General features: G+C 66.8%; 23 protein-coding genes. 13 read left to right on the forward strand and 10 right to left on the reverse strand.

All coding sequences use genetic code 11. The annotated features are described in order from the left end of the window. Position 1: 1 nt before the first annotated feature. The 3 genes from lpdA (at position 2) to LQV39_RS01760 (ending at position 2934) form a co-directional block, all read left to right on the forward strand. Entirely contained in the window at positions 2–1858 is a 1857-nt protein-coding gene (lpdA, locus tag LQV39_RS01750) for a dihydrolipoyl dehydrogenase (RefSeq protein WP_230019897.1), read from the forward strand. A 157-nt stretch (positions 1859–2015) separates the two neighbouring features. After that, positions 2016–2456, forward strand: a complete 441-nt coding sequence (locus LQV39_RS01755) for a hypothetical protein (RefSeq protein ID WP_230019898.1) — start codon at positions 2016–2018, stop codon at positions 2454–2456. Positions 2457–2469: 13 nt separating this feature from the next. Continuing rightward, positions 2470–2934 (forward strand): hypothetical protein, encoded by a 465-nt coding sequence (locus tag LQV39_RS01760; RefSeq protein ID WP_230019899.1) that lies wholly within the window; start codon positions 2470–2472, stop codon positions 2932–2934. A 123-nt stretch (positions 2935–3057) separates the two neighbouring features. On the opposite strand, the gene LQV39_RS01765 is transcribed toward LQV39_RS01760, so the two are convergent. After that, positions 3058–3492 (reverse strand): potassium channel family protein, encoded by a 435-nt coding sequence (locus LQV39_RS01765; protein WP_230019900.1) that lies wholly within the window; start codon positions 3490–3492, stop codon positions 3058–3060. A gap of 96 nt (positions 3493–3588) precedes the next feature. On the opposite strand from LQV39_RS01765, the gene LQV39_RS01770 reads away from it, so the two are divergent. The 5 genes from LQV39_RS01770 to LQV39_RS01790 all read left to right on the forward strand — a co-directional run bounded on the left by LQV39_RS01770 (position 3589) and on the right by LQV39_RS01790 (position 10041). Next, on the forward strand, positions 3589–4443 hold the full coding sequence (locus tag LQV39_RS01770) for an ABC transporter ATP-binding protein (RefSeq protein WP_230019901.1): 855 nt from the start codon (positions 3589–3591) through the stop codon (positions 4441–4443). Continuing rightward, the gene (locus LQV39_RS01775; RefSeq protein ID WP_230019902.1) at positions 4440–6263 is read left to right on the forward strand and encodes an ABC transporter permease; all 1824 of its coding nucleotides are present in this window, start codon (positions 4440–4442) and stop codon (positions 6261–6263) included. The genes LQV39_RS01770 and LQV39_RS01775 overlap by 4 nt, the downstream gene beginning before the upstream one ends. Next, positions 6260–8152: an ABC transporter permease gene (locus tag LQV39_RS01780; protein ID WP_230019903.1), complete on the forward strand. Its 1893-nt coding sequence runs from the start codon at positions 6260–6262 to the stop codon at positions 8150–8152. The genes LQV39_RS01775 and LQV39_RS01780 overlap by 4 nt, the downstream gene beginning before the upstream one ends. A gap of 144 nt (positions 8153–8296) precedes the next feature. After that, a complete protein-coding gene (locus tag LQV39_RS01785) occupies positions 8297–9202 on the forward strand; it encodes an NAD(P)-dependent oxidoreductase (RefSeq protein ID WP_374199398.1) in 906 nt (301 codons plus the stop codon). An 8-nt stretch (positions 9203–9210) separates the two neighbouring features. Beyond that, the gene (locus LQV39_RS01790) at positions 9211–10041 is read left to right on the forward strand and encodes a hypothetical protein (RefSeq protein ID WP_230019905.1); all 831 of its coding nucleotides are present in this window, start codon (positions 9211–9213) and stop codon (positions 10039–10041) included. Positions 10042–10059: 18 nt separating this feature from the next. Here LQV39_RS01790 and LQV39_RS01795 read toward each other — a convergent pair whose 3' ends face one another. Together LQV39_RS01795 and LQV39_RS01800 are read right to left on the reverse strand one after the other, a co-directional pair. Further along, the gene (locus LQV39_RS01795) at positions 10060–13611 is read right to left on the reverse strand and encodes a pectinesterase family protein (RefSeq protein ID WP_230019906.1); all 3552 of its coding nucleotides are present in this window, start codon (positions 13609–13611) and stop codon (positions 10060–10062) included. Then, positions 13608–14210, reverse strand: a complete 603-nt coding sequence (locus LQV39_RS01800) for a PEP-CTERM sorting domain-containing protein (protein ID WP_230019907.1) — start codon at positions 14208–14210, stop codon at positions 13608–13610. The genes LQV39_RS01795 and LQV39_RS01800 overlap by 4 nt, the downstream gene beginning before the upstream one ends. 192 nt (positions 14211–14402) lie before the next feature. Between LQV39_RS01800 and LQV39_RS01805 the strand changes: the two genes are divergently transcribed. Continuing rightward, complete coding sequence (locus LQV39_RS01805; RefSeq protein ID WP_230019908.1) at positions 14403–14918, forward strand: DUF1993 family protein; 516 nt, start codon at positions 14403–14405, stop codon at positions 14916–14918. A 3-nt stretch (positions 14919–14921) separates the two neighbouring features. Here LQV39_RS01805 and LQV39_RS01810 read toward each other — a convergent pair whose 3' ends face one another. The 6 genes from LQV39_RS01810 to LQV39_RS01835 form a co-directional block, all read right to left on the reverse strand. Beyond that, positions 14922–15074 carry a hypothetical protein gene (locus LQV39_RS01810; protein ID WP_230019909.1) on the reverse strand — a complete coding sequence of 51 codons (153 nt, stop codon included), beginning with the start codon at positions 15072–15074 and terminating at the stop codon, positions 14922–14924. Then, positions 15038–16135 carry a diguanylate cyclase domain-containing protein gene (locus tag LQV39_RS01815; RefSeq protein ID WP_230019910.1) on the reverse strand — a complete coding sequence of 366 codons (1098 nt, stop codon included), beginning with the start codon at positions 16133–16135 and terminating at the stop codon, positions 15038–15040. The genes LQV39_RS01810 and LQV39_RS01815 overlap by 37 nt, the downstream gene beginning before the upstream one ends. 83 nt (positions 16136–16218) lie before the next feature. Then, entirely contained in the window at positions 16219–17031 is an 813-nt protein-coding gene (locus tag LQV39_RS01820; protein WP_230019911.1) for a LytTR family DNA-binding domain-containing protein, read from the reverse strand. Further along, on the reverse strand, positions 17028–18161 hold the full coding sequence (locus LQV39_RS01825; RefSeq protein WP_230019912.1) for a sensor histidine kinase: 1134 nt from the start codon (positions 18159–18161) through the stop codon (positions 17028–17030). Before LQV39_RS01825 ends, LQV39_RS01820 begins: the two co-directional genes overlap by 4 nt. A gap of 188 nt (positions 18162–18349) precedes the next feature. After that, positions 18350–18535, reverse strand: coding sequence for a hypothetical protein (locus LQV39_RS01830; protein WP_230019913.1), 186 nt, complete (start codon positions 18533–18535; stop codon positions 18350–18352). A gap of 93 nt (positions 18536–18628) precedes the next feature. After that, positions 18629–19294, reverse strand: a complete 666-nt coding sequence (locus LQV39_RS01835; protein WP_230019914.1) for a TetR/AcrR family transcriptional regulator — start codon at positions 19292–19294, stop codon at positions 18629–18631. A gap of 115 nt (positions 19295–19409) precedes the next feature. Here LQV39_RS01835 and LQV39_RS01840 point away from each other — a divergent pair, with 115 nt between their 5' ends. From LQV39_RS01840 to LQV39_RS01850, 3 genes are all read left to right on the forward strand, one after another. Continuing rightward, positions 19410–20582, forward strand: coding sequence for an HlyD family secretion protein (locus tag LQV39_RS01840; RefSeq protein ID WP_230019915.1), 1173 nt, complete (start codon positions 19410–19412; stop codon positions 20580–20582). Between the two features lie 9 nt (positions 20583–20591). After that, a complete protein-coding gene (locus LQV39_RS01845) occupies positions 20592–22181 on the forward strand; it encodes a DHA2 family efflux MFS transporter permease subunit (RefSeq protein ID WP_230019916.1) in 1590 nt (529 codons plus the stop codon). 117 nt (positions 22182–22298) lie between these two features. Then, positions 22299–23759 carry an efflux transporter outer membrane subunit gene (locus tag LQV39_RS01850; protein WP_374199399.1) on the forward strand — a complete coding sequence of 487 codons (1461 nt, stop codon included), beginning with the start codon at positions 22299–22301 and terminating at the stop codon, positions 23757–23759. A 103-nt stretch (positions 23760–23862) separates the two neighbouring features. On the opposite strand, the gene LQV39_RS01855 is transcribed toward LQV39_RS01850, so the two are convergent. After that, positions 23863–24129 carry a hypothetical protein gene (locus tag LQV39_RS01855; RefSeq protein ID WP_230019918.1) on the reverse strand — a complete coding sequence of 89 codons (267 nt, stop codon included), beginning with the start codon at positions 24127–24129 and terminating at the stop codon, positions 23863–23865. Positions 24130–24215: 86 nt separating this feature from the next. Between LQV39_RS01855 and LQV39_RS01860 the strand changes: the two genes are divergently transcribed. Next, complete coding sequence (locus LQV39_RS01860) at positions 24216–25277, forward strand: hypothetical protein (protein ID WP_230019919.1); 1062 nt, start codon at positions 24216–24218, stop codon at positions 25275–25277. The last annotated feature ends 55 nt before the right edge of the window (positions 25278–25332 follow it).

Consider the following 25332-nt stretch of genomic DNA (forward strand, 5'->3'; position numbering starts at 1 on the left):
GATGAGCACCGTTGAAGTCAAGGTCCCGAACATCGGGGATTTCAAGGAAGTCGAAGTCATCGAGCTGATGGTCAAGCCGGGCGACACCATCAAGGTCGACCAGTCGCTGGCGACCGTGGAATCCGACAAGGCCAGCATGGAGATCCCGTCGAGCCACGCCGGCGTCGTCAAGGAAGTGAAGATCAAGGTCGGCGACAAGGTGGGCGAAGGCTCGCTGCTGCTGGTCCTGGACGAGTCGGGTGTAGGCGCTGGTGCAGCACCGGCCGCTGCGCCTGCTGCATCGTCCGATAAACCGGCCGCGCAGATCGGCGCGCAAGCAGTGGCGCCAACCGCCGCTGCAGCCCCGACCGACTCCTACGCACCGGCCCACAAAGCCAATGCAGCCGCACCGAACGCCGTGCCGGCGCCGAACGCGGCGAGCTACAGCGGCCAGGTCGACGTCGAATGCGAAATGATGGTGCTGGGCGCGGGCCCGGGCGGCTACTCGGCCGCCTTCCGCTCCGCCGACCTCGGCATGAACACCGTGCTGGTCGAGAAGTACGCGACCCTGGGCGGCGTCTGCCTGAACGTGGGCTGCATCCCGTCCAAGGCGCTGCTGCACGTTGCGCACATCATGGACGAAACCGCGCACATGGCCGACCTCGGCGTCAGCTTCGCCAAGCCGGACGTCGACATCGACAAGCTGCGCGCTTATAAAGACGGCGTGATCAAGACCATGACCGGCGGCCTGGCCGGCATGGCCAAGGGCCGCAAGGTCAACGTGGTGCAGGGCGTCGGTAAATTCCTGAGCCCGAACCATATCGAAGTCACGGCGGCCGACGGCGGCAAGAAGGTGGTCAAGTTCCAGAAGGCCATCATCGCAGCCGGTTCCGCGGTCGTGAAGCTGCCTTTCGTGCCGGAAGATCCGCGCATCGTCGATTCGACCGGCGCGCTGGAATTGCGCCAGGTGCCGAAGCGCATGCTGGTCATCGGCGGCGGCATCATCGGCCTGGAAATGGCGACCGTGTACTCGACCCTGGGTGCGCGCATCGACGTGGTCGAGATGATGGACGGCCTGATGCAGGGCGCGGACCGCGAGGCCGTCAAGGTCTGGCAGAAGTACAACGCCCACCGCTTCGACAACATCATGTTGAAGACCAAGACCGTCGGCGTGGAAGCGCTGCCGGAGGGTATCAAGGTGACGTTCGAAGCCGCCGAAGCGGGCGCTGCCGCCCCCGAACCGCAGACCTATGACCTGGTGCTGGTGGCCGTGGGCCGCAGCCCGAACGGCAAGAAGATCGGCGCCGAGAACGCAGGCGTGGCGGTCACCGACCGCGGCTTCATCGGCGTGGATGGCCAGATGCGCACCAACGTGCCGCACATCTTCGCGATCGGCGACCTGGTGGGCCAGCCCATGCTGGCGCACAAGGCCGTGCATGAAGCCCACGTCGCAGCGGAAGCCGCGCACGGCGAGAAGGCCTACTTCGACGCGAAAGTGATTCCGTCGGTGGCCTACACCGATCCGGAAGTGGCATGGGTCGGCCTGACCGAAGATGAAGCCAAGGCCAAGGGCGTGAAAGTCGAGAAGGGCCACTTCCCGTGGGCCGCATCGGGCCGCGCCGTCGCCAACGGCCGCGCCGAAGGCTTCACCAAGCTGCTGTTCGACGCCGAAACCCACCGCATCGTCGGCGGCACCATCGTCGGCACCAATGCCGGCGACATGATCGGTGAAGTCGCTCTGGCGATCGAGATGGGCGCTGACGGCGTGGACATCGGCAAGACCATCCACCCGCACCCGACCCTGGGTGAGTCGATCGGTATGGCGGCCGAGGTGTACAAGGGCGTCTGTACGGACTTGCCGGCGCCACGCAAGCGCTGATCTTGCGCTGAGCGATCAAGTCGCTGCTGTGTCGAAAGCCGGAACCTTGTGTTCCGGCTTTTTCTTTTCGTGCGCGACTTTTTTTGACACATTTGGTGAGAGTTGGGGCCACCGCTTCGCTCTACAATCCACTGGCATACTCACCAGGGAGAATGAAATGGCAGTCAGGAGCTTTTTAGCCGCCGTATTTCTGCTAGCCGGTTGCGCTAGCCAGGGCCCGTTACCACAAGACGCAAACAATCCACTGCAAGTCATTTCCATGGCAGCGGAGGCCGCACCGCAATCCGTTTCCGCAACGGTGGCACTGCAGGTGAGGGCGGTCGGGAATCAGCGTGAGCTTGTCTTCCTTAATTCCGAAGCCGACTATCGCGACCAAAGGAATGTGTCGGTTGTGATCCTTCCCGGGGCAAGGAAAAAAGTCGAGGCCTTGTTTGGTGGCGATCTCTCGAGCGCAGCTACCGGCAAGCGCATCCTGGTAAAGGGACGCGCCCAACGCGTGACCATCTGGTTCATTGATAGTAATGGTCAGCGCAGCGACAAGTATTACTATCAGACGCAGCTTCCCGTGTCGGATGCGGCGCAGATTCAGATCATCTGAGCTGGAGAATGTGATGCGACTCGCTGGGTTGGCTTTCTGTGTACTGGAATTTTTGATTGCGCCGCATTCCCATGCTGCACAAAATTTTTCGTGCGACGGCGCCGAAGTCCGTATCGAAGTCGTGGCACGCGACAGTCGTGCATGGGAAGACCGCTCGGTAGCGGTTGTTACCGTATCCCGCGAGGGAGAAAAGACCGTGCTGCAATACCGAAACATCGATTTCATCGGAGGCCGATGTGTTGCCGAGAACGGTGCCCGAGCGCTCGTGGTGTACCAGGCGTTCTGCGGTGGTTCCGGGTGCATGGATTTGGCTAACTGGGGCGTGATCGACCCGAGAACGCTGAGAGTCCTGACCGTCCCCAGTGACGCGAACCGCGATGAAGCGCGCAAACTCCTGGGGGGCGGGGTGCTGCCGCGTCTACAGATGATGAGTGTGCTCGCCGAAGCGCACAAGCTGGGCATCGATGTGCCGGAGTGATCCTGGGACCCAGTCCCATTGGATCGGCGACCCTTTCACATGCGCCGTCTATACGGCAAGCGGCAAGTGCATGCCGAATGACCCACGCCTGTTCATGCAGGGCGGCCAGAGCAGCGCGCGGCCTCAGCCATCCGATCCGCGTCCCCAGAACCGCTCCATCGACAAGAAGGTATAGGACGCCGTCCACCCGATCAGCAGCATTCCGTTCAGCGCCTCCAGTCCCGCCAGCAAGCGCAAATCCCCATGCGGCAGCACATCGCCATAACCCAGCGTGGTATAGGTCTCGGCAGAAAAGTAGAGGCAGCGGGAAAACGGCAGCGGTCCGGACTGGCCCATGCTGCCGATGTCGAACTGTGTAGCCAGTAGATAGTAGGCCGCGCCGTACAGCAGGATCTCGATGAAGTGCGCGCAGAACGCGCCGACGATCACGAAGATCAGCTGCAGGCGCGGACGGATGCGCAATACGGGCAGGCCGGCGGTGAGCAGGCGCAGCACCTCGTAGTGGATGAAGGTCGTGGCGACCAGCAGGAAGAGGCAGGTGGCGGCGGCGATTTCCATGAAGCCCTCAGCTTAGCGTATAAATTAAACATTGCAAGAGATTCAACTTGTCGAAATTTGTATTACGATGAAAACATTTCCGTTGCCCGACACACGATGAACTGCTTGCTGCGCCTCGAACAAATCACGCACCGCTTCGGCAAGGTGCTTGCCCTGAACGAGCTCGACCTGGCCGTGCCGGAAGGCGAGATCTATGGTTTCCTGGGCCGCAATGGCGCCGGCAAGACCACCACGCTGCGCCTGCTGATGGGCCTGAGCCCGCCGGATGCCGGCCGCATCGAGCTGTTTGGCGAGCAGGTGAAGTCCGTGCCGGTCCGGCTGAAGCAGCGGATCGGCTTCGTTCCCCAGGAGCCGCATTTCTATCCGTGGATGAAGGCGCGCCAGCTCGGCCGCTTCGTCGGCGAGTTCTATCCGACCTGGGATGCCGAGGAATTCGAGCGCCTGCTGCTGCGCCTCGACATCCCGACCGACCGCAAGGCGTCCGCCATGTCGGGCGGCACGCGCACCAAGCTGTCGCTGGCGCTGGCATTCGCCTCGCGGCCGCCGCTGCTGCTGCTGGATGAGCCGACCACCGGGCTGGATCCGGTGGCGCGGCGCGAATTCAACGACCAGCTGATCGAACTGCAGCGCGAGCAGGGCACGACCGTGATGTTCTCCTCGCACCTGGTCGGCGAAGTGGAGCAGGTGGCGCAGCGGGTCGGCATCATCCAGGCCGGCTCGACGCGCTTCGAAGGGACGATCCGCAGCCTGCGCGCGCAAGTCAGGCGGATCGCGGGACTGGCCCAGCCTTTCGAGCAGCCGGGATGGGAACGGGTGCGGGGCGACGTTTACCGCGCCGACGCTGCCGCATGGGAGGGCGCCAGCCTGCCGCCCGGCGCCGCGGTGGAGGAGCTGGGCCTCGAAGACATCTTCCTCGCCTTTGCCCGAACCGACGAGCTGCGCGCGGCATGATGGCGCTGGCCCGCAAGGAATGGCGCGAGCACTGGCGCTTCGTCCTGGTGCTGCACCTGATCGGCGCCGCGATCTTCGCCCTGCTGTGGATCGCCGCGCAAAGCGCGGTCTCGCCGCTGCAGGCCTGGCGCTCGCAGGTCGTGATGTTCGGTACGCTGGCGGCCGTCGTGCTGCCGAACCGGCTGGTGATGCGCGAATACGGTCTCGGCACCCAGCTGTTCCTGGAGACGCTCCCGATCGGCCGCGGCAGGGTGTTGCTGACGAAGTGGCTGGCCGGTTGGGGCGCGCTGATGCTGTTTTTCGTGCCGGCCTTCTGCATCGCGCTGTACGTCGTGCGCGACCAGGTCTACCTGCGCGCCGGCCTGGTCGGCCTCGTCGCCCTGCGCAGCATCGTCTATCTTCTGTTTGTGTATGCCGGCGCCTTCGCCATTGCGCTGACCCTGCGTTTCCGCTTCGTCGTCTGGGGCCTGCTGTTTCTTCTGGTCGCCACCCTGAGCGAGCGCGTGCAGCAGCCCATGGTGGAATGGCCGCCCTTCCTTGTCGCCGGCGAGGCGATGGCGCTGCTGGGGGCGCCGTCGCCCTGGCGCGAACTCGCCATCACCGCCGGGCTGGCGCTCGGCCTGATGGGTGTCTCCTTGATGCTGGCGGTGTCGGCGCGCGGCGCGCTCGCGGTCGTGCTGGCGCGGCGCATGTCGTCCCGTGCGCGCACTTTGATGGCGTTCGCGTTCGGCCTCGTCGCTGGATTATCGACGCTCCTCGAAAAGCGCGAGCCGCCGCCGCCCTTCCGCCTGGAGCAGGCCGTCTCCAGCCAGGGCGATCCCGTCGTCCATGTCGGCTGGCGCGGCGATGTCGGCGGCATGCAGGCGGCGCATCTGGCCGCGCAGATGTCGTCCGATCTGGCGGCCGTGCGGACCTGGCTCGGCCTGCGGCAGCTGGCGCCGGTGTCGCTGGTGCCCGATGCCTGGCGCGAAGCGCACGAGATCAGCTTCAGCAAGGCCCGTCCGAACCAGCTGGTGGTGCGGGCGGCGCTTGGCGCGCCCGAGCTGGCCTTGCCGCAACTGCGGGAGACGGTCAGGATTGCCGAAATCCTCGACCAGTCGCCGGCCTACACATGGCGCGAGGACCGTACCTGGCTGCTGCGCGGCTTCAGCGCATGGTGGGAGGCCGAACGGACCGCGGGCTACGCGGCGCTGCTGCGGCGCCGTGCGGACTTCGCCTCGCGGCTCTTGCGCGCGCACGGCATGGACGATGAAACCGCCTTGCGCGAGGCCGACACCACGGACGAAGTGCTCGGCGAATGCCTGGGCAGCGCTTATGCATGGCGCGCCGTGCAGATCCTGCATGAGCGCCTCGGCCCGGACCGCTACCGCAACCTGATGCGCGCGGCCCTGGGACAGCCGACCAGCGACGACGCGCGCAGCCTGGTGCGGGTCGCCGCCACGGCCGATCTGCTGGCGCAGCAAGGCTTGTCCTTGCCGCAGTTGGCGCTGGCGATGCGCCAGGATCGGGGGCAGAACCAGGGCCCGGCGCACCCCTCCGTGCTGCGGGTAGAGGCGGCACGGCTGGCCGGCGCGGTGTCCGAACTGCGCTACCGGATCACCGGCGCCGCGCCGGCTGGCCTGACGGTGCGCTACAAGGCACTGAGTCCGGGAGACTCTTACGTCGATCCGAAGACGACCTACTGGGCCGGGTCCACGACCAGCGGCGTGCTGCCGGCCACCTTTGCCGCCGGCACCCGCGTGTTCGTGATGACCGAGGCCTTCGATCCCGCCCTGGGCTGCCGCTATCGCCTGGGCGCCGTCCGCGAGGCGCTGCCATGAAGCGCGTCCTGATCGCCAAGGAGTGGGCGGGCATGCGGCCCTTCGCCTGGCTGCTGGTGGTCCTGGTCCTGCTCGACCTGCTCGAACTCGCGGCCGGCGACCTGTACACCTGGCACCGCAGCTTCACGCTGTTTGCCGGCACCCGCTGGACCGAGAGCGCCTTCCTGTCGCTGCTGCTGTCCTTCGCCATGGGCAGCGGCCTGCTGGCGCGCGAACTCGAGGATGGCACGCTGGCCTTCCTCGATGGCCTGCCGGTGCGGCGCAGCGAGGTGTTCCTCTCGAAGCTGATGGTGGCGGGCGCCTGCCTGTTCGTCTATGCGGCGGCCACGCCTGTCCTCGGCTGGGCGCTGCAGGCCTGGCTGCGCCATTCCATCGACGAACCCGTCGCGGCGTCGTCCGTGGGCTGGCTGGGCTTGCGCTACGTGCTGCTGCTGGCGTGCGGCCTGGCGCTGGGCCTGTTGTTTGGCTTCCTGCGCTACCTTGCCTGGGCGCTGCTGGCGATCGGCGCCGCGGCCCTCATGCTGCTCAGGGGCGCCTGGCCGCGCGCCGGCACCGCGCTCGATCCGACCCAGCTGATCGCGGATGGCTGGTCGACCCAGGGATGGGGAGGGGATACGGTATGGACGGTGGCCGCGCTGACCGGGGCCTGCCTGGTGCTTGCCTGGATGCTGTTCGCCGGCGCCGGCGGGACCGGCATGCTGCGTCTGGCGCGGCTGGCGCAGAACCGGGCCTTCGTGATCGTCATGTGCGCCGCCGGTTTGATCGCCTTGTTTGTCGCCATGGTCCTGGCGCGGGACAAGGGCAAGGACGAGCCGGAGGGCGACGTCTCCGTTCCCGTTGCCGCCACAGCCCCGGAACAGCGGCCCAGGAAAGTCGTCACCGCGCACTACACGTTCAACGTACCCGCCGGCCGCGCCGTCGACGAGCGCGAGCTGAAGGAAGCCGACGCCGCCTTCGACACCGCGGCCAGGGCCTTGTCGGTCGAGATCGGGGAGGCGCCGCTCATCGACGTCGACCTGGCGGGCAGCATCAAGCACACGGCGGGACTGGCCAGGCACAACCGCATCCGCGTCAATCTGGAACCCGGCTGGCAGAACACCCTGGTCCATGAAACCGTGCACGTGATCGCGAGCTGGCTGGCCGGCGGCGAGCGTGGACGGGGACTCGACAGGATGTCCTTGTTCAACGAGGGGCTCGCGCACTGGGCGGAACCGGCCTACCGGGACGATGCGGAGATGCGCAGGCTCGAAAGCCTGGCGGTGGCGGCCATGTTCCGGCGCCATCTGCTGAGCCAGGACGAGCTGCTCGACAACCGTACGCTGGAGCGCAAGCTCGACTGGCGGCTGCAATACCCGCTCGGCGCCGGCCTGATCGAGGTCTTCGTGAAGCGCTACGGGAAGGAAGCGCCGCGGCGCGTGCTGTCGGCGCTTGCGCAACCGGATTTCCCGCCCGAGCTCGAAGGCTACGAACTGTATCGCAGCGCTTTCCAGCGGGCCGGATTCGACCTCAACCTGGTCTTGAACGACTATGCGCTTGAACTCAAGCGATGGAGCGAAGCGTTCGCATCCGCCATCGACCGCATGCCGCGGCCGCGTGGTCTTCTCGTGCGGGAAACCGGCCGGGTCGGCATCGCCGTCCAGCTGGACACCCCGCTCGCGCAGGGGCAGCGGCTCGTTGTGCAGTTTCGCCCGCGCGCCGACAGCCGCATCGACGATGTCGTCGCCGTCGACCGGCTGGAGCGCTACGGCCAGCGCCCCGTCGCCTGGCTGCCGCTGGACCAGGTGGCGGGCAACCAGGTGTGCTATCAGGTGGGCGTGCGCAACCGCTACTACGACATGGTCGAACTCTGGAGCTGCCTGCCGTTGCGGGCGGCGGCGGACGGCCCCTGAGCGCACTCCAGGCGCCGCACCTGCGTTCGAGCCGGATTGCTGGTTTAATACCGTTATCTTTTGCACGTCATTCCCGCGGAGGCGGGAATCCAAGTTTTTCGAACCGCTACGAACTTGGATTCCCGCCTCCGCGGGAACGACGGTATCAGGGCTAACGTAAGGAATACCCATATGACCATCGCATTCATCGGCTTGGGCGCCATGGGCCAGCACATGGCCGCCAACCTGCTGCGTGCAGGCCAGATCGTCCACGTCTGGAACCGCAACCCCGGCCCCGTGCGGCTGCTTTCGGCCAGGGGCGCCAAGCCGGCCGCCACGGCGGCCGAGTGCGGCATCGCCGACGTCGTGTTCACCATGCTGGCCGACGACAACGCGACCCGCGAGGTGATGGTCAACGGCGGCGTGCTCGACGCGATGGCGCCCGGCAGCATCCACGTCAACATGGCGACTGTCTCCGTCGCGTTCGCGCGCGAGATGGCGGCGCTGCATGTGGAGAAGGGCGTGGGCTACGTGGCCGCGCCGGTGCTGGGCCGCGTCGACGTGGCCGAAGCCGGCAAGCTGAATATCCTGGCCGGGGGCAGCGACGAACTGATCGCGCGCGTGCAGCCGCTGCTGGACCTGATGGGCCAGAAGACCTGGCGCTTCGGCGAGGCGCCGGAACAGGCGAATGCCGTCAAGCTGGCCTGCAACCTGACCCTGGCCTGCGCGATCGAAGCGATGGGCGAAGGCGCGGCGCTGGCCGGGGCGCATGGCATCCCGCCCGCGAACTTCATCGACCTGATCACGAGCACCCTGTTCGCCGGTTCGCCCGTGTATAAAGGCTATGGCGGCATGATCGCGCGACAAGCATACAGCCCGGCGGGCTTCAAGCTTTCGCTGGGCCAGAAGGATGTGCGCCTGGCGGTGGAGGCGGGGCAGGGCAAGAACCTGCCGCTGGCTTTCGGCGACGCCTTGCAGGCCGTGCTGAAGGAAGCCATCGATAAGGGCGACGCCGACCTCGACCTGGCGGCGCTCGGCAAGAACGCGGCCCGCCGCGGTGGAATGAACTAAGAAAGAACATGGAAAAACTGATCGCAGAACTGACGCGGCTCTACCTCGCGCCCGAAGCGGTAACGCGCGAAGCGCTGGCCGCCCATATCGCCGGCAAGACCACGCTCGCCATCAAGCTGACCACGGCGGACGGCCTGGCGCGCGCCTTTGCCATCCCCTTCCGCAAGGTCTTCGGCGATGGCGAAGCGGGGCACTGGGACCGCCTGTGCCGGGTCGCGAACGCGCTGCAGGCGGAGCTCGGCCTGCCGGCGCCGGCGGTGAGCATCGACGGCGCCAGCGCCTATCGCCTGTGGCTGTCGCTGGAGACGCCGGTGCCGGCCGGCGAGGCGCAGGAATTCCTGGAACTGCTGCAGCAGACCTACTTTCCGCAGACCGAGCTGGCGCCGGACGCCGCCACCGCGCCGGTCTATCTGCCGCCCTGCCTGAACCCGCGCAGCGGCAAGTGGGCGGCCTTCATCCACCCCGGCATGGGCGCGTCCTTTGCCGAGGAATCGGGGCTGGAAGTGGCGCCGCCGCTGCAAGGGCAGGCGGCCTTCCTGGAAGGCCTGGACAGCATCGCCGACGAGCAGTTCCGGGAAGCCCTGCACAAGCTCGAACAGAAGCAGGCGCCCGCACCCGCGCCCGCGCCGGTGGAGCCGGTATCCAGCGCGGCCAGCGATGCGCTGGCGGCGGAGGCTTTCGTGCTGCAGCCTTCACCCGAAGCGCCTGTCAAAGCCCCGGCCAGGCCGAAAGCCGCGCCGGAAGGTTTGCTGTTGAAGGACGCCACACTGGAAGACATCGTGCGCCACCTGCAGGCAAAAAACATCGAGCCGACCTTCCGCTTCCTCCCGCCACGATAAAAAAGGCGCAGCTTCAGCTCAAGGCTGCGGATTCCACCCCGCGCCGTTGCCATAGCCCGCAAACACCCTGGCCCGCGTGGCGAAACGGTTCGCCACCTCGGCCTCGCTCAGCGCATGGCCGCCCACGCGCATGCGCAGGTCGATGGCCGTGCCGTCGAGCAGGGTGCTGCCGTACTCGCGCCAGCCGGATTCCGCATTCGGCACGGCCGGGTTCGGCGCCGGCTGGCCGTTCACGCCCAGGCCCGCCCAACCAGGCGTGGCGACGTGCGCATCCATTTTGCAGTTGATGAAGGCGACATTGTCCCAGGTCGCTGTGCCGCCCGGGCTGCGCGCCAGCCAAGTGGCGCCGGCCGGCACGTCGCCGTGGTTCGGGCCGGGGCCGGCGCCGTGGGTCAGGCTGCTGTTCAGGAAGACGTAGCCGGGGTCGGTGGCAGCCGGCACGCGCGCCTGCAGCACGTAGCCGCCGCTGCCGGCATTGGCGCTGTCGCCGACGCTGCGGATCTCGCTGTTCTCGAACAGCGCCGCATGGCTGCTGCCCCAGATGAAGTCGACGTTGCCGGCCACCAGGCTGTTGTAGAACCATGCCCAGCCCTTCAGGTTCAGCGTGTCCTGCTCGCTGAGGAAGCTGGCGTTCTTCGCGACCAGGCGCGTGTCGCTGTTGAAGTACACGGTTTCGGCCTGGCCCGAGATCGAGGCCGAGCGGATGGTCGTGTTCTTCATCGTCAGGTTATCGAGCATCAGCATGTCCGAGGCCTCGACCAGCATCACCGCGCGGCCGCCGGCCGGCGAGCCGGCAACGCTGGCCGACTGGCTGCTGCCGGTACCCGGGTTCAGGCTCTCGTTGTTGGTGTAGCGGATCGTGACGCCGTCGCGGCTTTCGCCCTTGATGGTGACATTGTCCTTGCCGTTCAGGTAGAGCAGCTCGTCGTACACGCCGTTCCTGACGTTGATGGTCACCGCGGTCGTCTTCGCCAGGTTCTGCATGACGTGGCTGAGCGCGCCCTGCACGGTGCGGAAGTCGGCGTTGCCGTCGTCGTCGACCGTGAGCGTGGCGCCGGTGGGTGCGGCGGCCCTGGTGGTGAAGGACCAGCCGCCCAGCTTGCCGATGCCGACGAAGGGTAGCCCGCCCAGCGTGGTGTTGGTGAAGACGCCGTCCGAGATCGCGACATAGTATTCGACGCCGTAGGCCAGCTTGCCGCTGTGCGGATTGAAGATGGCGCTGTTGCCGTCGATGCGGACCGGGGTCGTGTTCACGCGCCGCACCAGGGCCTGGCCGGGATAGCCGATGGCGTCCGATTCGCCGCTGGTGCGGATCACGTCGACCAGCGCGTCGTCGGCTTTGCGGAAGATGCGGATGCTGCCGCCCGCGCCCAGGGCCGGCGGCTTGTCGAAGCTCAGCTTCAGCACGGTGTCGACGTTGACCGCGCTGCCCTCTGCGGCGGGGCTGGCGGCGCCCTGCAGCGGATAGACCTGGGTCGGCTGCACGAACTGCCCGCCCACGGTGGCGGCGATGGCGCGCGTCAGCGATGGCGCGGAGCCGCTGGTGAAGACAATGCTGGCGGCGCCCGCGGACAGCGGCGTCAATGTGACGATGTTCCCGCTGGCGACCGCACTTACCACTTCCGGCTTGCTGGACACGACCGTGAAGCTGTCGACGCTGCCGTCGGCAGTGACCGCGGTGACGGCGATCTGTCTGGGCGCATCGCCGGCTTCGGCGGCGTAGGTGAGGGTGGCCGGATCGAGCGTCAGCTGCACCGGCTTCTGGTGCGGGTCGCCCACGCGCACGTCGTCGATCTGGAAGGATTTATTGGCCGTGTACAGGCCGATCAGGCCGCGCTGCGTGAACGCGGTGTCGGTGACCGAACCGAGCTTCCTGCCATCCAGGTAGACCGTCAGCGCGCTGCCGATCAGTTCGAAGCGCACCGTGTAGAACTGGGCGTCCATCGCGATCGGCGTCCTGGTCTGGCTCGGGCGGCTCAGCGAGTTGCCCAGCATTTTGGCGATTTCGACCTGGGTGCTGGTGGTGCTGCTCTGGACGTTCAGGCCCGCGCCGTACCAGTTGGACGGATCGACGTAGCGCGTGACCAGGTAGAGTTGCTTGTTGCCGGTGGTGCTGTTGGCCATCGGGCGGATGCGCGCTTCGACGTAGTAGTCGGCAGAGGGTACGCCGGCGAACGCCTCCGGCTTCACCAGGGCCAGCACGCCGCCAGTGCTGGCGGCCGTGTACTGCAGGACGCGGCCAGGACTGCCGGCGGCTTCTTCCACCACGCGGAAGCTGCCGTTCGGACCGGCCACGGACAGCAGGTTCCACTTGTCGGTGCTGCCGCTCTGGAAGTCGTCGCAGAAGTACAGGCCGGTGCTGGGGCAGTTCAGCGACGGGCCGGTGTCGACAGTGGTCTTGCCGGTGCCGCTGATGGCCGTGGTCAGCTTGCCGCCGCCGGCCTGGGCCAGCGCATTCGCCTTGACCAGCGCGGCCGGGCGCGGCGTGAAGGCGTAGGGCGGCGTCCAGGCCGTCGCGTTCGACACGGCGCAGGCGCCCAATGCCGCGCCGTTCAGCAGCGAGCCGCTGTCCTTGAAGGTGCCGGCAGTGGTGTCGCCAGGGTTCTTGACGATGGCGTCGCAATTGGCGGCGCCGGCGATGTCGAACACGTTCGCGTTCGACAGCACCTTGGCATTCGTGCCGAGGCCGACGCTGTAGCTGTTCTTGTACACCGCGGCCGACTTGCTGCCCACATAGTAGTTGTTGAAGAGGTGGACCTGGCCGAAGCGCACCCGCGGCGCGCGCGACTGGATGTCGCGGAACACGTTGTTGCTGAAGGTGACGCGCAGCTTGCCTTCATCGCCCGTGGCCGAACTGCTGGAGCCGATCAGGTTGTTCTTGTCGTGCTCACCGAAGACGTTGTACGACAGCGTCACGTAATCGGAGGCGTTGCTGACGTCGACCGTGCCGTCGTGGCACTGCTTCACGTGGCCGTTCTCGATGGGCGCGAAGTTGTCGGTGAGGGGCGCGTCGGTGAAGGAATTGTGGTCGATCCAGATGTGGTCCGAGCCCGAGATGCCGATCGCATCGTAGGCCGCGTTCCAGTTGCCGCTCGAGCCGTCAGTCGGATCCCACACCGGCTCGACGTCGCAAGGGTTCACGATCTTCAGGTTGCGGATGATGATCTGCGAGACCTTGGACAGCAGGATATGGCCGTTGACCAGGCCCGCGCCGGCGCCGCCGCCGATCAGGGTCGTGTTGCTCTTCAGGCGGATGGCGCCGCGCGCCGACTGGTCGGCGGTGGAGGTGTAGGGCTTCCCCTCGGTCATATCGACGGTGCCGACCAGCTTGATGATCTTGGGCGTCGTACCGCCGTTGGCGATCGCGGCCAGCAGCTCGGCGCGGTTGGCGACCGTGTAGACCTGCTCGAGCGTGGCATTCGCGCCGCCCGTGGTGCCGCCGGCCTGGCTTGCCCAGCCGTCGAAGGGTGCGGTGGCGCGGGCGGCGTCCACGCTGGCGCCATGCACGCCGGTGGAGGCAAGCATGACGGCCAGCAGGGCCAGCGCCGTTTTGAAGGCCGGATGGCTCATCGCGTCCTCCTTTTCGAGGCCGCAGCCAGTCCGGCGGCGCCGAGCAGCAGCAGCGCCAGGCTGGCCGGCTCGGGCACGTCGCCGGCGCCGGTGCCGATTTGCGCGGTGAAGGAGGCGAAGTCGCCGTTCCAGGTCACCTTGCTCAGGTCGAGCGCGAGGGTGTGGCCATCCACCACCGACAGGCCGGGCGCGCCATTGACCATGCTGCCGTCGACCAGGGTGAAGCTGCCGACCGGCGCGGGCAGGGTGGCGCCGAAGTCGAAGCTGAAGGTATAGCCGGGATCGCCGGCGGCGCGCTCCGGCAGCGGCATGTTGTTATAGACGGTCAGCAGACCGTCCGCTGCGAAGTCGAAGCCGAACAGGTAGTCGGCGGTCAGGAATTCGACGCCGGCGCCGGGTGCGTAGACCTTGCTGACGTTGCTGCCGGGTTCGGCCTGGAAGCCATGGTCGAGTCCCAGGATGCCGTCGGCCGAGCCCTGGTAGGTCGCGGTGACAGTGGTCCTGTCGAGGGAAATGGGCGCTGCATGAACGGGCTGCAAATAAGCCTGGCCGGTGGCGAGTGCCGCCAGTACCAGGGTCTCCATGATGATTTTTTTCATTGTATGTCCCGGTGATGGTTCGCTGCTGGGCGCCGGTATGACGCCCAGAAAATATTAGCACGTGGACATTAAATTGGTCTGGCCAATCGAATCGTATTGTCGGATTTTTGTGTCATTAAATAGAAATTGGCCAGACCGCACATCCGGCGACGCGAACTGCTAGACTTTTTGGACACTACAAGGAGGCGTCCCATGTCCCTGACGATGTCCAAAGCATCCGTACCCGCCTTCGTGCGCGGCCTGACCGTCCTGTCGAATCTGCTGAAGAAAGGGGAGGAGCACGCCGCGCAAGCCGGCATCGCGCCCGAAACCCTGCTCGGCGCCCGCCTGGCCGAGGATATGCTGCCGCTGTCCGCCCAGGTGCAGCGCGCCAGCGATACCTCGAAGTTCGCGCTGCAGCGCCTGAGCGGCGGCGAGGCCCCGAAGTTCGAAGACACTGAAACGACTTTCGCCCAGCTGCAGGAGCGCATCGCCAATACGATCGCCTATCTACAAAGCATCGAGAGCGCGCAGGTCGACGCCGGCGCCGATCGTGAAGTCAGCCTGAAGTTCGGCAGCTTCGGCGCGAGCTTCAGCGGCGAGAGCTATCTGCTCACTTTCGCGCTGCCGAACTTTTATTTTCACGTGGTGACGGCCTACGACATCCTGCGCAACCAGGGCGTCAAAATCGGCAAGCTGGATTACCTGGGAGCCTTTGAGGCACAGTGATGTTCAGGCCGTGCTGTCCGGCCGCGCCTTGATGATGGGGTTGCTGCCGATGTGCGTGAACGACACCATGCCGCGGCCGCCTTCCTTGGACCGGTACAAGGCGCTGTCCGCCGCCTCGGTCAGCGCGTCGATATCGTCGCCGTTATGCGGAAGCACGAGACGCCGATGCTGGCGCCGACCGCGCCGTCTGCAAGCCGCTGGTGCAGCCTGGGCGACAGCGAGTCGATCAGCCGGCGTCCCAGCTTTTCCAGGTCCGCGCGGGAAACGTTCCCTTCGATGAGCAGGCCGAATTCGTCGCCGCCCAGGCGCGCCAGGAGCTCGCCGCCGCGCAGCCCGGCCTGGAGCCGCCGGGCGGCCTCCTTGAGGACATCGTCGCCGACCTGGTGGCCCAGCGTATCGTTGACCTTCTTGAAGCCGTCGAGGTCGATCAGCAGCAGCGTGAAAGTGCCCTTGTCGCGGCGGCTCCTGTTGACCAGCTGGCGCGCCCAGCGGTCGAAGAAGCGCCGGTTCGGCAGGCCGGTCAGGGCATCGTTGGATGCCTCCTGGGACAGCGTCTGGGCCAGCCTGTTGTTGACGGCGACCGCTTTCGACAGCGAGCGCCAGGCATGCGTGGCCAGCGTCGATACCGTGGCAAGGATCAGGACCAGCAGGATGGCGGAGCGCCGCAACCTTGCATCCAGCCGGTCGATGACCTGGTCGCGCTGCAGCCGAAGCTGTTCGATATTGCGCTGGATGAGCTGGCGCACCTCGTCCATGGTGGCTTTGCCATAGCCGCCCACCACGACTGCCAGCGCGCCGGCGTTGTCGCCCTGCTTCTTCAGCACGACGGTACGATCGAGCTCCTCCAGCTTCTGTTCCGCCAATAGCAGGATCTTCGAAAAATCGGCGACGCGTGCGCCCCCCGTGCCGGCGGCTTGCTGGGCTTTGCGGATGCTTTCCTTGATATGGTTCTTGCCCTTGTAGTAAGGCGGGAGATAGCTTTCCTGACCGGTCAGGATGAAGCCGCGCTGTCCGGTTTCCGCATCGAGCAGGTCGACCAGCACGCTGCGTATATCGACACGGGCCTGGTCGTTGTCGCGCAACTGGTCCATCGCCGCTTGCAGGGCGACGACCTCGCGGACGAAGAAGATGCCCAGCGCGGCGACCAGGACCAGCGCGAGGGTGAGCGTAAGATGAATGCGGCGGAGATTCGAAGTAGGTACGTGAAACGTGGACATGCTGGGCCTTGCTTGACGGCAACGCGCCCATGGTAACCCAAGGCGTGAATATGCCTGTTCCGATTGCGCGTCTGGAAAATCCTCTACATCTGCCTGAACAAATCCGCAAAATTCCGGCTCACCACCAGCTCCTCCGGCCGGCCCTTCAGCCTGACCAGCAGGCGGCCGCGGAAGTCGGTGCGGGTGCCGGCCACGTGACGGGCGGCGACGATGACGCCGCGGTGGATCTGCCAGAATGCATTGGCGTCCAGCTGTTCGCGCAGCTGGCGCAGCGGGGTGCGGATCAGGTGCTCGCCGTCGGCGATGAAAACGCTGGTGTACTTGTCGTTGCTCTGGAAGTAGATCACTTCGTCGACCGCGATCAGGCGCGTCTCCTGGCCCTGGGCCGCGCGGATCCATTGCAGCGGCGCCGGGGCGGGCGCTGCAGGCACGCCGGGCACGGGCACGCCGAGCTGGCGCAGCATCGCGGCCAGCTGCGCGGCAGTCTCCGGGTTTGCCGCCGGCGCGGGCGCGGGCGCGCGCTCGGCCAGCGTTTCCTTCAGGCGCGCCACGGTGCGCTGCAGGCGCTCCAGGCGGATCGGTTTCAGCAGGTAGTCGAAGGCTTCGCTGTCGAAGGCCTGCAGCGCGTACTGTTCGTGCGCGGTGGTGAAGACCACGTGCGGGGCAGTGCTGCCGGCGCTTTCGCTCAGGCGGCTCGCCAGCTGCAGTCCATTCAGGCCCGGCATCTGGATGTCGAGGAAGACCACGTCGGGCGCCAGTTCGTCGATCAGGCGCAGGGCCTCGACGCCGTTGGGCGCGCGGCCGACGATCTTCAGTTCCGGCCAGGAGCTCGCGAGCTGCTCCTCCAGATAGGTGAGCAGATGGGGTTCGTCGTCGGCGAGCAGGGCGGTGGTCACGCTGGGTCCAGTGGCAGCAGCAGGCGCGAAGTCACGCCGGCGGGTTGGTTTTCCAATAATTGTAGCTGAGCTGCGTGGCCGTGCAGGCTGCGCAGCCGCTCGCGCAGGTTGGCGAGGCCCACGCCGCCGCCGGGCCGCGGCGGCGCCAGGACCAGGCCCATGCCGTCGTCGCTGACTTCGAGGCGCAACAGACCGTCGCCGCAGGCGGCCCGCACGACGATCTCGCCGCCCTCGACCTTGGGTTCGATGCCGTGCATGACCGCGTTCTCGACCAGCGGCTGGATCAGCATCGGCGCGATCCTGACGGCGCGGCAGTCGGCGTCGGCTTCGACGCGCCAGCGCAGGCGCGCGCCCATGCGCACGCCCAGCAGGTCGAGGTAGGCGGCGGCCAGGTCGAGCTCCGCGCCCAGGGTCGCCTGCTCGGCGCGGCTGGCGGACAGGCTGGCGCGCAGGAAGTCGATCAGACGCTCCAGCATGTGCTTCGCGCGATCCGGCTCGCTGCCGATCAGGCTCACGACGTTGGCCAGAGTGTTGTACAGGAAGTGCGGTTCGATCTGGGCCTGCAGCGTGCGCAGGCGGGCTTCGGCCAGCAACTGGCCGGCTTCGGCGATCTTCTGCTGCTGCAGCGCGGCTTCCGTCTCGCGCACCAGGCGCCGTTCGTTGACGGCCAGGATCGTCATCGTCAGGGCGGTGATGATGAGGCCCATCGGCAGCATGGGCGCGAGCGCACCGTCGCGCAGCAGGGCCGAGACAGGATCGGCGCCGCGCAGCAGGGCGTCCGGCACCGTGAAGCCGAGCACCGCGCAGGATTCGATCAGCAGCACCTGGCAGGCGCGCATCGCCCAGGACCGGCGCGCGGCAGCAGCGGGGAAGGCCCAGCGCAGGGCAGCCAGCGCGCCGTGGATCAGGAAGCCGATGGTGTTCGCGGTGAGCAGCGTCAAGCCCAGCAGCTTCGGAATCGAGCCCGTGGGGCGGGCGCCCATGAGGACGAAGAAGACGGTCAGGGCCAGGCCGATCAGGCTGCTCCACAAGGCGGTATAGACCAGGTTGCGCCATACCGAGGCCGGCCAGCGCCGGAACAGGGCGAACATGTCGAGCGGGTGCTGGGCGCGGACGGGATTCGTCGGCATCGTGTCTCCTTGTTGAGCAGCCAGGAACTTACCATGGATGCTTGCACTGTAGCCAGCCGGATGGACCGCCGAAGGAGCATGCGACGAAGCGCCGCCGGGCAGCGCGAGCTGCATTCTGGCGGCGCGAAATGGAAGCGAGGGACAAAAAAAATGCCGCCCAAAGGACGGCATGGCGGCAGCGGCGGGGATCAGTTGTAACTGGTCCAGCGCTGCGGAATCTCGATATGGCCCGACTGGGCGGCGTCGGCGTAGGCGCGCATTTCGGCGAGCACGGCTTCCATCTGCTCGCTGTTCGGGTTCGCGAGGAATCCTTTCATGCGCTCCTGCAGCGCAGCCTGCTGGTCTCGCCATTCGTAACGGGACGACTTGCTCATTTTTTTATCTCCTTGCGGCGAAAACTTAAGGTGTTCAGGATGCCCGAACAGGCTGGCGCCGGTCCGTGCGATGCCGCACATTGACTCTGGCGCTTATTGCTGCGGCGGCAGGATGCTCAGGTAGAACAGCTCGAGCCGGCGCTCGAGTTCGCGGCGCGACTGTTCGGGCGTCGGTTTCTCCGCCGGGAACACGAAGCGGCACAGCTGGTCGCCGGCAATGCAGCCCATCAGGTGGCCCGGCAGCAGGTCGACGGGAACGTCGGCGCGCATCTGGGCGCGGATGTCGGGGCGCGCGAAGAAACGTGCCAGCATCTCGCGGGTCTGGCGCGGGCCGCCGTTCCAGAAGGCTTCCGCCAGCTCCGGGTTGGTCGGGGTCTCGGCCAGCACGATGCGCTGCATGTCGATCGCTTCCTGGGAGGTGAGCAGTTCGTACATATTGCGCGAGAACTCGTCCACGATCTCCTTCAGCGGGCGCGGATCGGTCTGCATCGGCTGGCTGCGGAAGAAGCGGTCGCGCTTGGCCGCCAGCACCGCGTGCAGCAGGCCGGTCTTGCCGCCGAACTTCACATAGATGGTGCGCACCGCCACGTGGGCGGCGCGGGCGATCGATTCGAGGCTGGTCTTGGTGTAGCCGTTCTTGAGGAAGAGTTCGCCGGCGGTCTGCAGCAGATCCTGCATGCGTGCTTCGACGTCGGCCGCCTTGGGGCGTCCGGCCGCCTTGCAGGAAGCGTCGACAGGGTCTTGCAGTGATTTGTCCATGCCGTCACTGTAGCCCAGAAAAAAATGAAATGCAACCGTTTCATTTCTTGACTTCGCCGAATCTTTGTCGAATAATGCGATGAACCCATTTCATTTTTTCTTCGGAGTCGTATTCATGGCAGATTCGCAAACCACGGTCGAGCAGAAACCGTCCGCCGCCGTCGCGCCGGGTGCAACGGGCGCCGCGCCCGTCAACGCCAGCAAGGGACCGCCGAAGCGCGTGCTGATCGTGGTCGGCCTGATCGCGCTGGCCGCCATCGTCGCCGGCGGCCGCATGTGGTACCGCAGCAGCAACTTCGTCGAAACCGAAAACGCCTATATCACCGGCCACGTGCACCCGGTCTCGGGCCGCATCCCCGGCGTCGTCACCAGGGTCCTGTTCGACGACAACCAGATCGTCAAGGCCGGCGACGTGCTGGCCGAACTGGATCCGGCCGACCAGGGCGTGAAGGTCGAGCAGATCCAGGCCCAGATCGCCAGTGTGCAGCAGCAGATCGTGCAGGCCGACGCTTCGGTCGAGCAGGCGAAAGCCCAGGCTTCGGCCGCCGGCGCCCAGGTCGCGCAGGCCCAGGCCAACCTGGTGCGCGCGAAGCAGGACGCCGAGCGCTACGGCCAGCTGTACAACACCAACATGAAGGCCGTCTCGAAGGCCGAGGTCGACGCCGCCACCGCGGCCCGCGCCGGCGCCACCGCCGACGTCACCGCGCGCCGCGACAACGCGAATGCCGCCAAGGCCCAGATCACCGCCGCCGCTTCCGCGCGCGACGTGCTGAAGGCCCAGGTCAAGGTGCTGCAGGCCCAGCTCAAGGACGCCCGGCAGCAGCTCGGCTACAACCAGATCGTGGCGCCGGTGTCGGGCCGTATCGGCAAGCGCAGCGTCGAAGTCGGCGCCCGCATCCAGCCGGGCCAGCAGCTGGCCGCGATCGTCCAGGACGACGTATGGGTGACCGCCAACTTCAAGGAAACCCAGCTGCCGGGCCTGGTGCCGGGCCAGGAAGTCAAGATCGAAGTCGACGCCCTGAAGGACAAAGAGCTCATTGGCCGCGTCGACAGCTTCTCGCCGGCCTCGGGCAACCAGTTCGCGCTGCTGCCGGCCGATAACGCGACCGGTAACTTCACCAAGATCGTCCAGCGCGTGCCGGTCAAGATCACCTTCAAGCCGGAAGACCTCAAGAAGTATGCGGGCCGCCTGGTGCCGGGCATGTCGACGGTGGTCGAGATCGACCTGCGCCAGAAAGCGGAAAAAGGCGCGCAACAACAGCCGCAACGCAGCGCGTCGGCGCAGTAAGGAATCGTCATGACCAGTTCCACCCACACGATGGCGCCGCCCGCCAATAATGTGCGGGTCGATGCGCGCACCTGGATCGCGGTGGCCGCCGGCCTGCTCGGCGCCTTCATGGCGGTGCTGGACATCCAGATCACCAACTCTTCGCTGCGCGATATCCTCGGTACGCTGTCGGCCACCCAGGAAGAGGGCTCGTGGATCTCGACCGCCTACCTGTGCGCCGAGATCGTGGTGATCCCGATGACCGCGCTGTTCGTGCGCGCCCTCGGCCAGCGCCGCTACCTGATGATCACCACCGCGCTGTTCCTGGCCTTCTCGACCCTGTGCGGTACGGCCTGGAACCTGCAGAGCATGATCGTGTTCCGCATGCTGCAGGGCTTCACGGGCGGCGCGCTGATCCCGATGGCGATGACCCTGGTGATGACCCGCCTGCCCGCCTCCAAGCGCGCGGTCGGCATGGCGATGTTCGGCCTGACCGCAACCCTGGCGCCGGCCATGGGCCCGACCCTGGGCGGCTACCTGACGGAGCTGTACGGCTGGCCCTCGATCTTCTACATCAACTGGGTGCCGGGCGTGCTGCTCATCGCCGGCATGTACTGGGGCCTGGACAAGGAAAAGGCCAACCTGCAGACCCTCATCAAGGCCGACTGGCTGGGCATCGCCCTCATGGCGCTGGGCTTGGCGAGCCTGACCATCTTCCTGGAAGAGGGCAATTCGAAGGACTGGTTCGAGTCGAGCTTCATCATCACCTTCGCCGCGCTGGCGCTGGTCGGCATCCTCGGCTGGGTGGTGACGAGCATGTCGCGCGCCGAGCCCTTCGTGAACCTGCGCCTCTACGGCCAGCGCAACTTCCTGGTCGCGACCATGCTGTCGGCGGTGATCGGCATGGGCCTGTACGGCACTTCCTACCTGCTGCCGCTGTACCTGGGGCAGATTGCCGGCTACTCGCCGATGCAGATCGGTGAAGTCATCGCCTGGGTCGGCCTGCCGCAGCTGTTCGTGATGCCCTTCGTGGCGCGCCTGTCGCAGAAGATCGACAACCGCATCCTGTGCATGTTCGGCCTGTCGCTGTTCGGCGTGTCCTGCCTGATGAACGCCTACATGGACGCCAGCACCGGCTACGACCAGCTGATGGTCACCCAGGTCATCCGCGCGCTCGGCCAGCCCTTCGTGATGCTGACGCTGTCGAACTTCGCGATGAACGGCGTGGCGCCGAAGGACATGCCCTCGGCCTCGAGCCTGTTCAACATGACCCGCAACCTCGGCGGCTCGGTCGGCATCGCGATGCTGGCGACGGCCCTGACCAACCGCGAGCACTTCCACTCGGCGCGCCTGGGCGAATCGGTGTCGCTGTTCGCCGCCGCCACGCAGGCCCGCCTGGACACGCTGACCCAGGCCTTCATTTCGCGCGGCATGGACGCCGCCACCGCGGCCAACCAGGCCATCGCGGCGATCGACCGCATCGTGCGGCGTGAATCCTTCGTGATGGCCTACAACGACGGCTTCTTCATCGTCGCCGCGATCCTGCTGGGGGCGATCGTTCCGCTGTGGTTTGCGGACAAGGTCAAGTCGCCTGGTGGAGCGGGTGGTGGCGGCCACTAACTAATGCACGTCGTCCCCGCGAAGGCGGGGATCCAAGTTCGTGGCGAACCACGGAAACTTGGGTTCCCGCCTTCGCGGGAACGACGAGGTTGAGGATAACTATCAATGAAAAATACTATGTTCAAGCCTGTCATCCACACCGCCATCGCCGCGGCCGTCGCCGCGCTGCTCTCCGCCTGCGGCACCATCGGCGCCGACTTCAAGGCCCCGCAAGGCGCCGAAACCGCGGCTTACCGCCACGCGCCGGCCACGCAGGCAAACGACACTGCGCGCCTGCCGGCCGACTGGTGGACCGTGTTCGGCGACCAGACCCTGAACACCCTCGAGCAGCGTGCGCTGCACGACAACCCGAACGTGCGCGCCGCCGCGCAGCGCCTGGTGCAGGCACAGGCCCAGCTTGGCGTGGTGCGCGCCGGCCAGCTGCCATCGGTGGGCGTGTCCGCCGGCGTGTCGAACTCGCGCACCTCGGCCGAGACCTCGCAGGGCCTGGCGCTGGGCCACCGTTCGATCGAAGGCAACAACTATTCGGTGGGTGCGAACTTCTCGTGGGAGCTGGACCTGTGGGGCCGCGTGCGCCGTATCGTCGAAGCGGCCGATGCCCAGGCCCTGGCGGCCCAGGACGACCGCGACGGCGTGCTGCTGATGCTGTCGAGCCAGGTGGCGACCACTTACTGGCAGCTGCGCGGCCTCGACGCCGAGCTGGCGATCCTGCGCAACGCGCTGGCGACCCGCCGCGAATCGCAGGAACTGATCGAAGCGCGCTTCAACGCCGGCCTGTCGAACGAACTGGACGTCTCGCGCACCCGCATCGAACGCGCCAACGCCGAGGCCGACCTGCATGAAGCCCAGCGCCAGCGCAACACGCTGGAACACGCGCTGGCCGTGCTGGTGGGCGCATCGCCGAGCGCGCCGGTGGTCGCCGCCGCACAAGACGCCGTCTTGCCGCAGCCGCCGGCCATCCCGGTCGGCCTGCCGGCCAGCCTGCTGGGCCAGCGTCCGGACCTGGCTGGCAGCGTGGCCAACCTGCAGGCCTTCAACGCCCAGGTCGGCGTGGCGCAGGGCGCCTTCTATCCGGCGCTGTCCCTGACCGGCAACTACGGCTATGCCTCGGAAAACCTGCGCAACCTGGCCCAGGGCAGCGCGCGCCAGTTCTCCTTCGGTCCGCTGGCCCTGTCGCTGCCGATCTTCGACGCCGGCCGCAACCGCGCCAACCTGAAGCTGGCCCAGGCCAGGTACGACGAAGCCGTCGCCAACCACGAAGCCCGCCTGCTGACGGCGCTGCGTGAAGTGGAAGATGCGCTGTCGGACGTGCAGCAGCGCCAGCAGCAGGGCGAGGTGCAGTCCCAAGCCCAGCAAGCCGCAGCCCGCGCGCTGCTGGTGGCGCAGGCGCGCTACGACCGCGGCGTCTCGACCTACCTCGACGTCACCGACGCCCAGCGCAGCACGCTGGCGGCCGACCGCGCGGCGGCGCAGATCCGTACCCAGCGCCTGCTGGCGGCGGTGTCGGTGGCGCGTGCGCTGGGTGGGGGATGGACGCAGGGTGCGGCCGAGGCGACGATTGCCAAGGCTGGTAATTAATCAGTAAAAATCAACTTGGATTCCCGCCTGCGCGGGAATGACGAGTTAGCTGTAAGCCGTCATTCCCGCGCAGGCGGGAATCCAAGTTCCTACACGACGCGACTTACGGGCGCTTCTTCACCGCCACGCGTTTCTGCTGCTTCTGCTGCGTCTGCACGCGGTTCTGCTTCGCGGTGTACAAGGCCACGGCTTCCGCCTTCGCCTGCTCCAGCGTGCGCAGTTCCGGCTTGTCGTCGTGGATGACGAAATGCTCGGCGTCCTGCGCCTGCATCACCAGCTTGATGGCGGCTTCATCTTCCATGTCGTACATTTCGGTGAGCAGGGTCGTCACTTCGTCGAGGAAGGCTTCGTAGGTCAGGGTGGTGGCCATGGTATTCGTTTCTGAATGCGGGAAAAGGACCTCATTATAATGTCCGAACCTACACTCTGAAGGCCCCTTGAGGCCATACCCCAGCCATGTTCGCACGCTCCCTCCTGATCGCCGCTCTGCTGTCCGCTACCGCCGCTTCCGCGACCACCATGGTCCAGGTCTGGCAACCCACCCCCAGCGGCACCACGGCCGAGCTGCGCGGCCTGTCCGTCGTCAGCAGCACCGTCGCCTGGGCCAGCGGCGCCAAGGGCACGGTCCTGCGCACCGTCGACGGCGCGCACTGGCAGGCGATGCAGGTGCCGGACGCCGACAAGATCGACTTCCGCGACATCCACGCCATCGATGCAAAGACCGCCATCGTGATGGGCGCGGGACCGGGCGCGGCCTCGCGCATCTACGCTACCTCCGACGGCGGCGCTACTTGGAAGCTCATGGCCACCAACCAGGTGGCGGAGGGCTTCTGGGACGCGATGGCATTCTGGGACAAGGACAACGGCATCCTGTTCGGCGACCCGGTCAAGGGCAGCTTCCAGGTCTATACGACCAGCGACGGCGGCGCCAACTGGCGCGAGGTTGCGGCCAAGGGGCTGGAAGCGATGCCGAACGAAGGCGCCTTCGCGGCCAGCGGCACCTGCCTGACCGTGGCCGGATCGAACGAGGCCTGGATCGCCACCGGCGGCAGCGCCACCTCGCGCGTGTTCCACTCGGCCGACCGCGGCAAGACCTGGCGCCCCGCCTCGACGCCGATCCCGGCCGGCGCGGCGGCGCGCGGCGTGTTCTCGGTCGCCTTCCTGAATGCGAAGGAGGGCTTCGCGGCGGGCGGCGACTATAAGGAGACGCAGATGGCCGGCATCAATGGCGCGGCGACCTCGGATGGCGGCGCCACCTGGACGCCGGTGTCGATCCAGCCTGCGGGTTACATGTCGGTGGTGGCGCCGGTGCCCGGGGCGCCACGTGCCTTGGTGGCTGCGGGACTGGCGGGGTCGGGGTATTCGCTCGATGCCGGCAAGAGCTGGACGGTACTGGACAAGACGCCGATGAATACGGTGGGTTTTGCTTCGCCCTCGAACGGCTGGGCGGTGGGACCGAAGGGGCTGGTGATGAAGTACATCGGCACGCCGCTGGATGCCAAGCATGTCCTGAAATGATCGAAACTGGTCCGCCAGCGAGCGGCGCAAACAAAGACGCACGGAGAAAATAGGC

Origin of the sequence: Massilia sp. Bi118, from assembly GCF_918697865.1 — a bacterium.
Classification (GTDB): domain Bacteria; phylum Pseudomonadota; class Gammaproteobacteria; order Burkholderiales; family Burkholderiaceae_D; genus Telluria.

Bases quoted from the DNA above. Each gene is read 5' to 3' on its own strand.
- lpdA (WP_230019897.1), top strand. From the start codon at position 2: ATGAGCACCGTTGAAGTCAAGGTCCCGAACATCGGGGATTTCAAGGAA.
- LQV39_RS01755 (WP_230019898.1), top strand. From the start codon at position 2,016: ATGGCAGTCAGGAGCTTTTTAGCCGCCGTATTTCTGCTAGCCGGTTGC.
- LQV39_RS01760 (WP_230019899.1), top strand. From the start codon at position 2,470: ATGCGACTCGCTGGGTTGGCTTTCTGTGTACTGGAATTTTTGATTGCG.
- LQV39_RS01765 (WP_230019900.1), bottom strand. From the start codon at position 3,492: ATGGAAATCGCCGCCGCCACCTGCCTCTTCCTGCTGGTCGCCACGACC.
- LQV39_RS01770 (WP_230019901.1), top strand. From the start codon at position 3,589: ATGAACTGCTTGCTGCGCCTCGAACAAATCACGCACCGCTTCGGCAAG.
- LQV39_RS01775 (WP_230019902.1), top strand. From the start codon at position 4,440: ATGATGGCGCTGGCCCGCAAGGAATGGCGCGAGCACTGGCGCTTCGTC.
- LQV39_RS01780 (WP_230019903.1), top strand. From the start codon at position 6,260: ATGAAGCGCGTCCTGATCGCCAAGGAGTGGGCGGGCATGCGGCCCTTC.
- LQV39_RS01790 (WP_230019905.1), top strand. From the start codon at position 9,211: ATGGAAAAACTGATCGCAGAACTGACGCGGCTCTACCTCGCGCCCGAA.
- LQV39_RS01795 (WP_230019906.1), bottom strand. From the start codon at position 13,611: ATGAGCCATCCGGCCTTCAAAACGGCGCTGGCCCTGCTGGCCGTCATG.
- LQV39_RS01800 (WP_230019907.1), bottom strand. From the start codon at position 14,210: ATGAAAAAAATCATCATGGAGACCCTGGTACTGGCGGCACTCGCCACC.
- LQV39_RS01805 (WP_230019908.1), top strand. From the start codon at position 14,403: ATGTCCCTGACGATGTCCAAAGCATCCGTACCCGCCTTCGTGCGCGGC.
- LQV39_RS01815 (WP_230019910.1), bottom strand. From the start codon at position 16,135: ATGTCCACGTTTCACGTACCTACTTCGAATCTCCGCCGCATTCATCTT.
- LQV39_RS01825 (WP_230019912.1), bottom strand. From the start codon at position 18,161: ATGCCGACGAATCCCGTCCGCGCCCAGCACCCGCTCGACATGTTCGCC.
- LQV39_RS01830 (WP_230019913.1), bottom strand. From the start codon at position 18,535: ATGAGCAAGTCGTCCCGTTACGAATGGCGAGACCAGCAGGCTGCGCTG.
- LQV39_RS01835 (WP_230019914.1), bottom strand. From the start codon at position 19,294: ATGGACAAATCACTGCAAGACCCTGTCGACGCTTCCTGCAAGGCGGCC.
- LQV39_RS01840 (WP_230019915.1), top strand. From the start codon at position 19,410: ATGGCAGATTCGCAAACCACGGTCGAGCAGAAACCGTCCGCCGCCGTC.
- LQV39_RS01845 (WP_230019916.1), top strand. From the start codon at position 20,592: ATGACCAGTTCCACCCACACGATGGCGCCGCCCGCCAATAATGTGCGG.
- LQV39_RS01850 (WP_374199399.1), top strand. From the start codon at position 22,299: ATGTTCAAGCCTGTCATCCACACCGCCATCGCCGCGGCCGTCGCCGCG.
- LQV39_RS01855 (WP_230019918.1), bottom strand. From the start codon at position 24,129: ATGGCCACCACCCTGACCTACGAAGCCTTCCTCGACGAAGTGACGACC.
- LQV39_RS01860 (WP_230019919.1), top strand. From the start codon at position 24,216: ATGTTCGCACGCTCCCTCCTGATCGCCGCTCTGCTGTCCGCTACCGCC.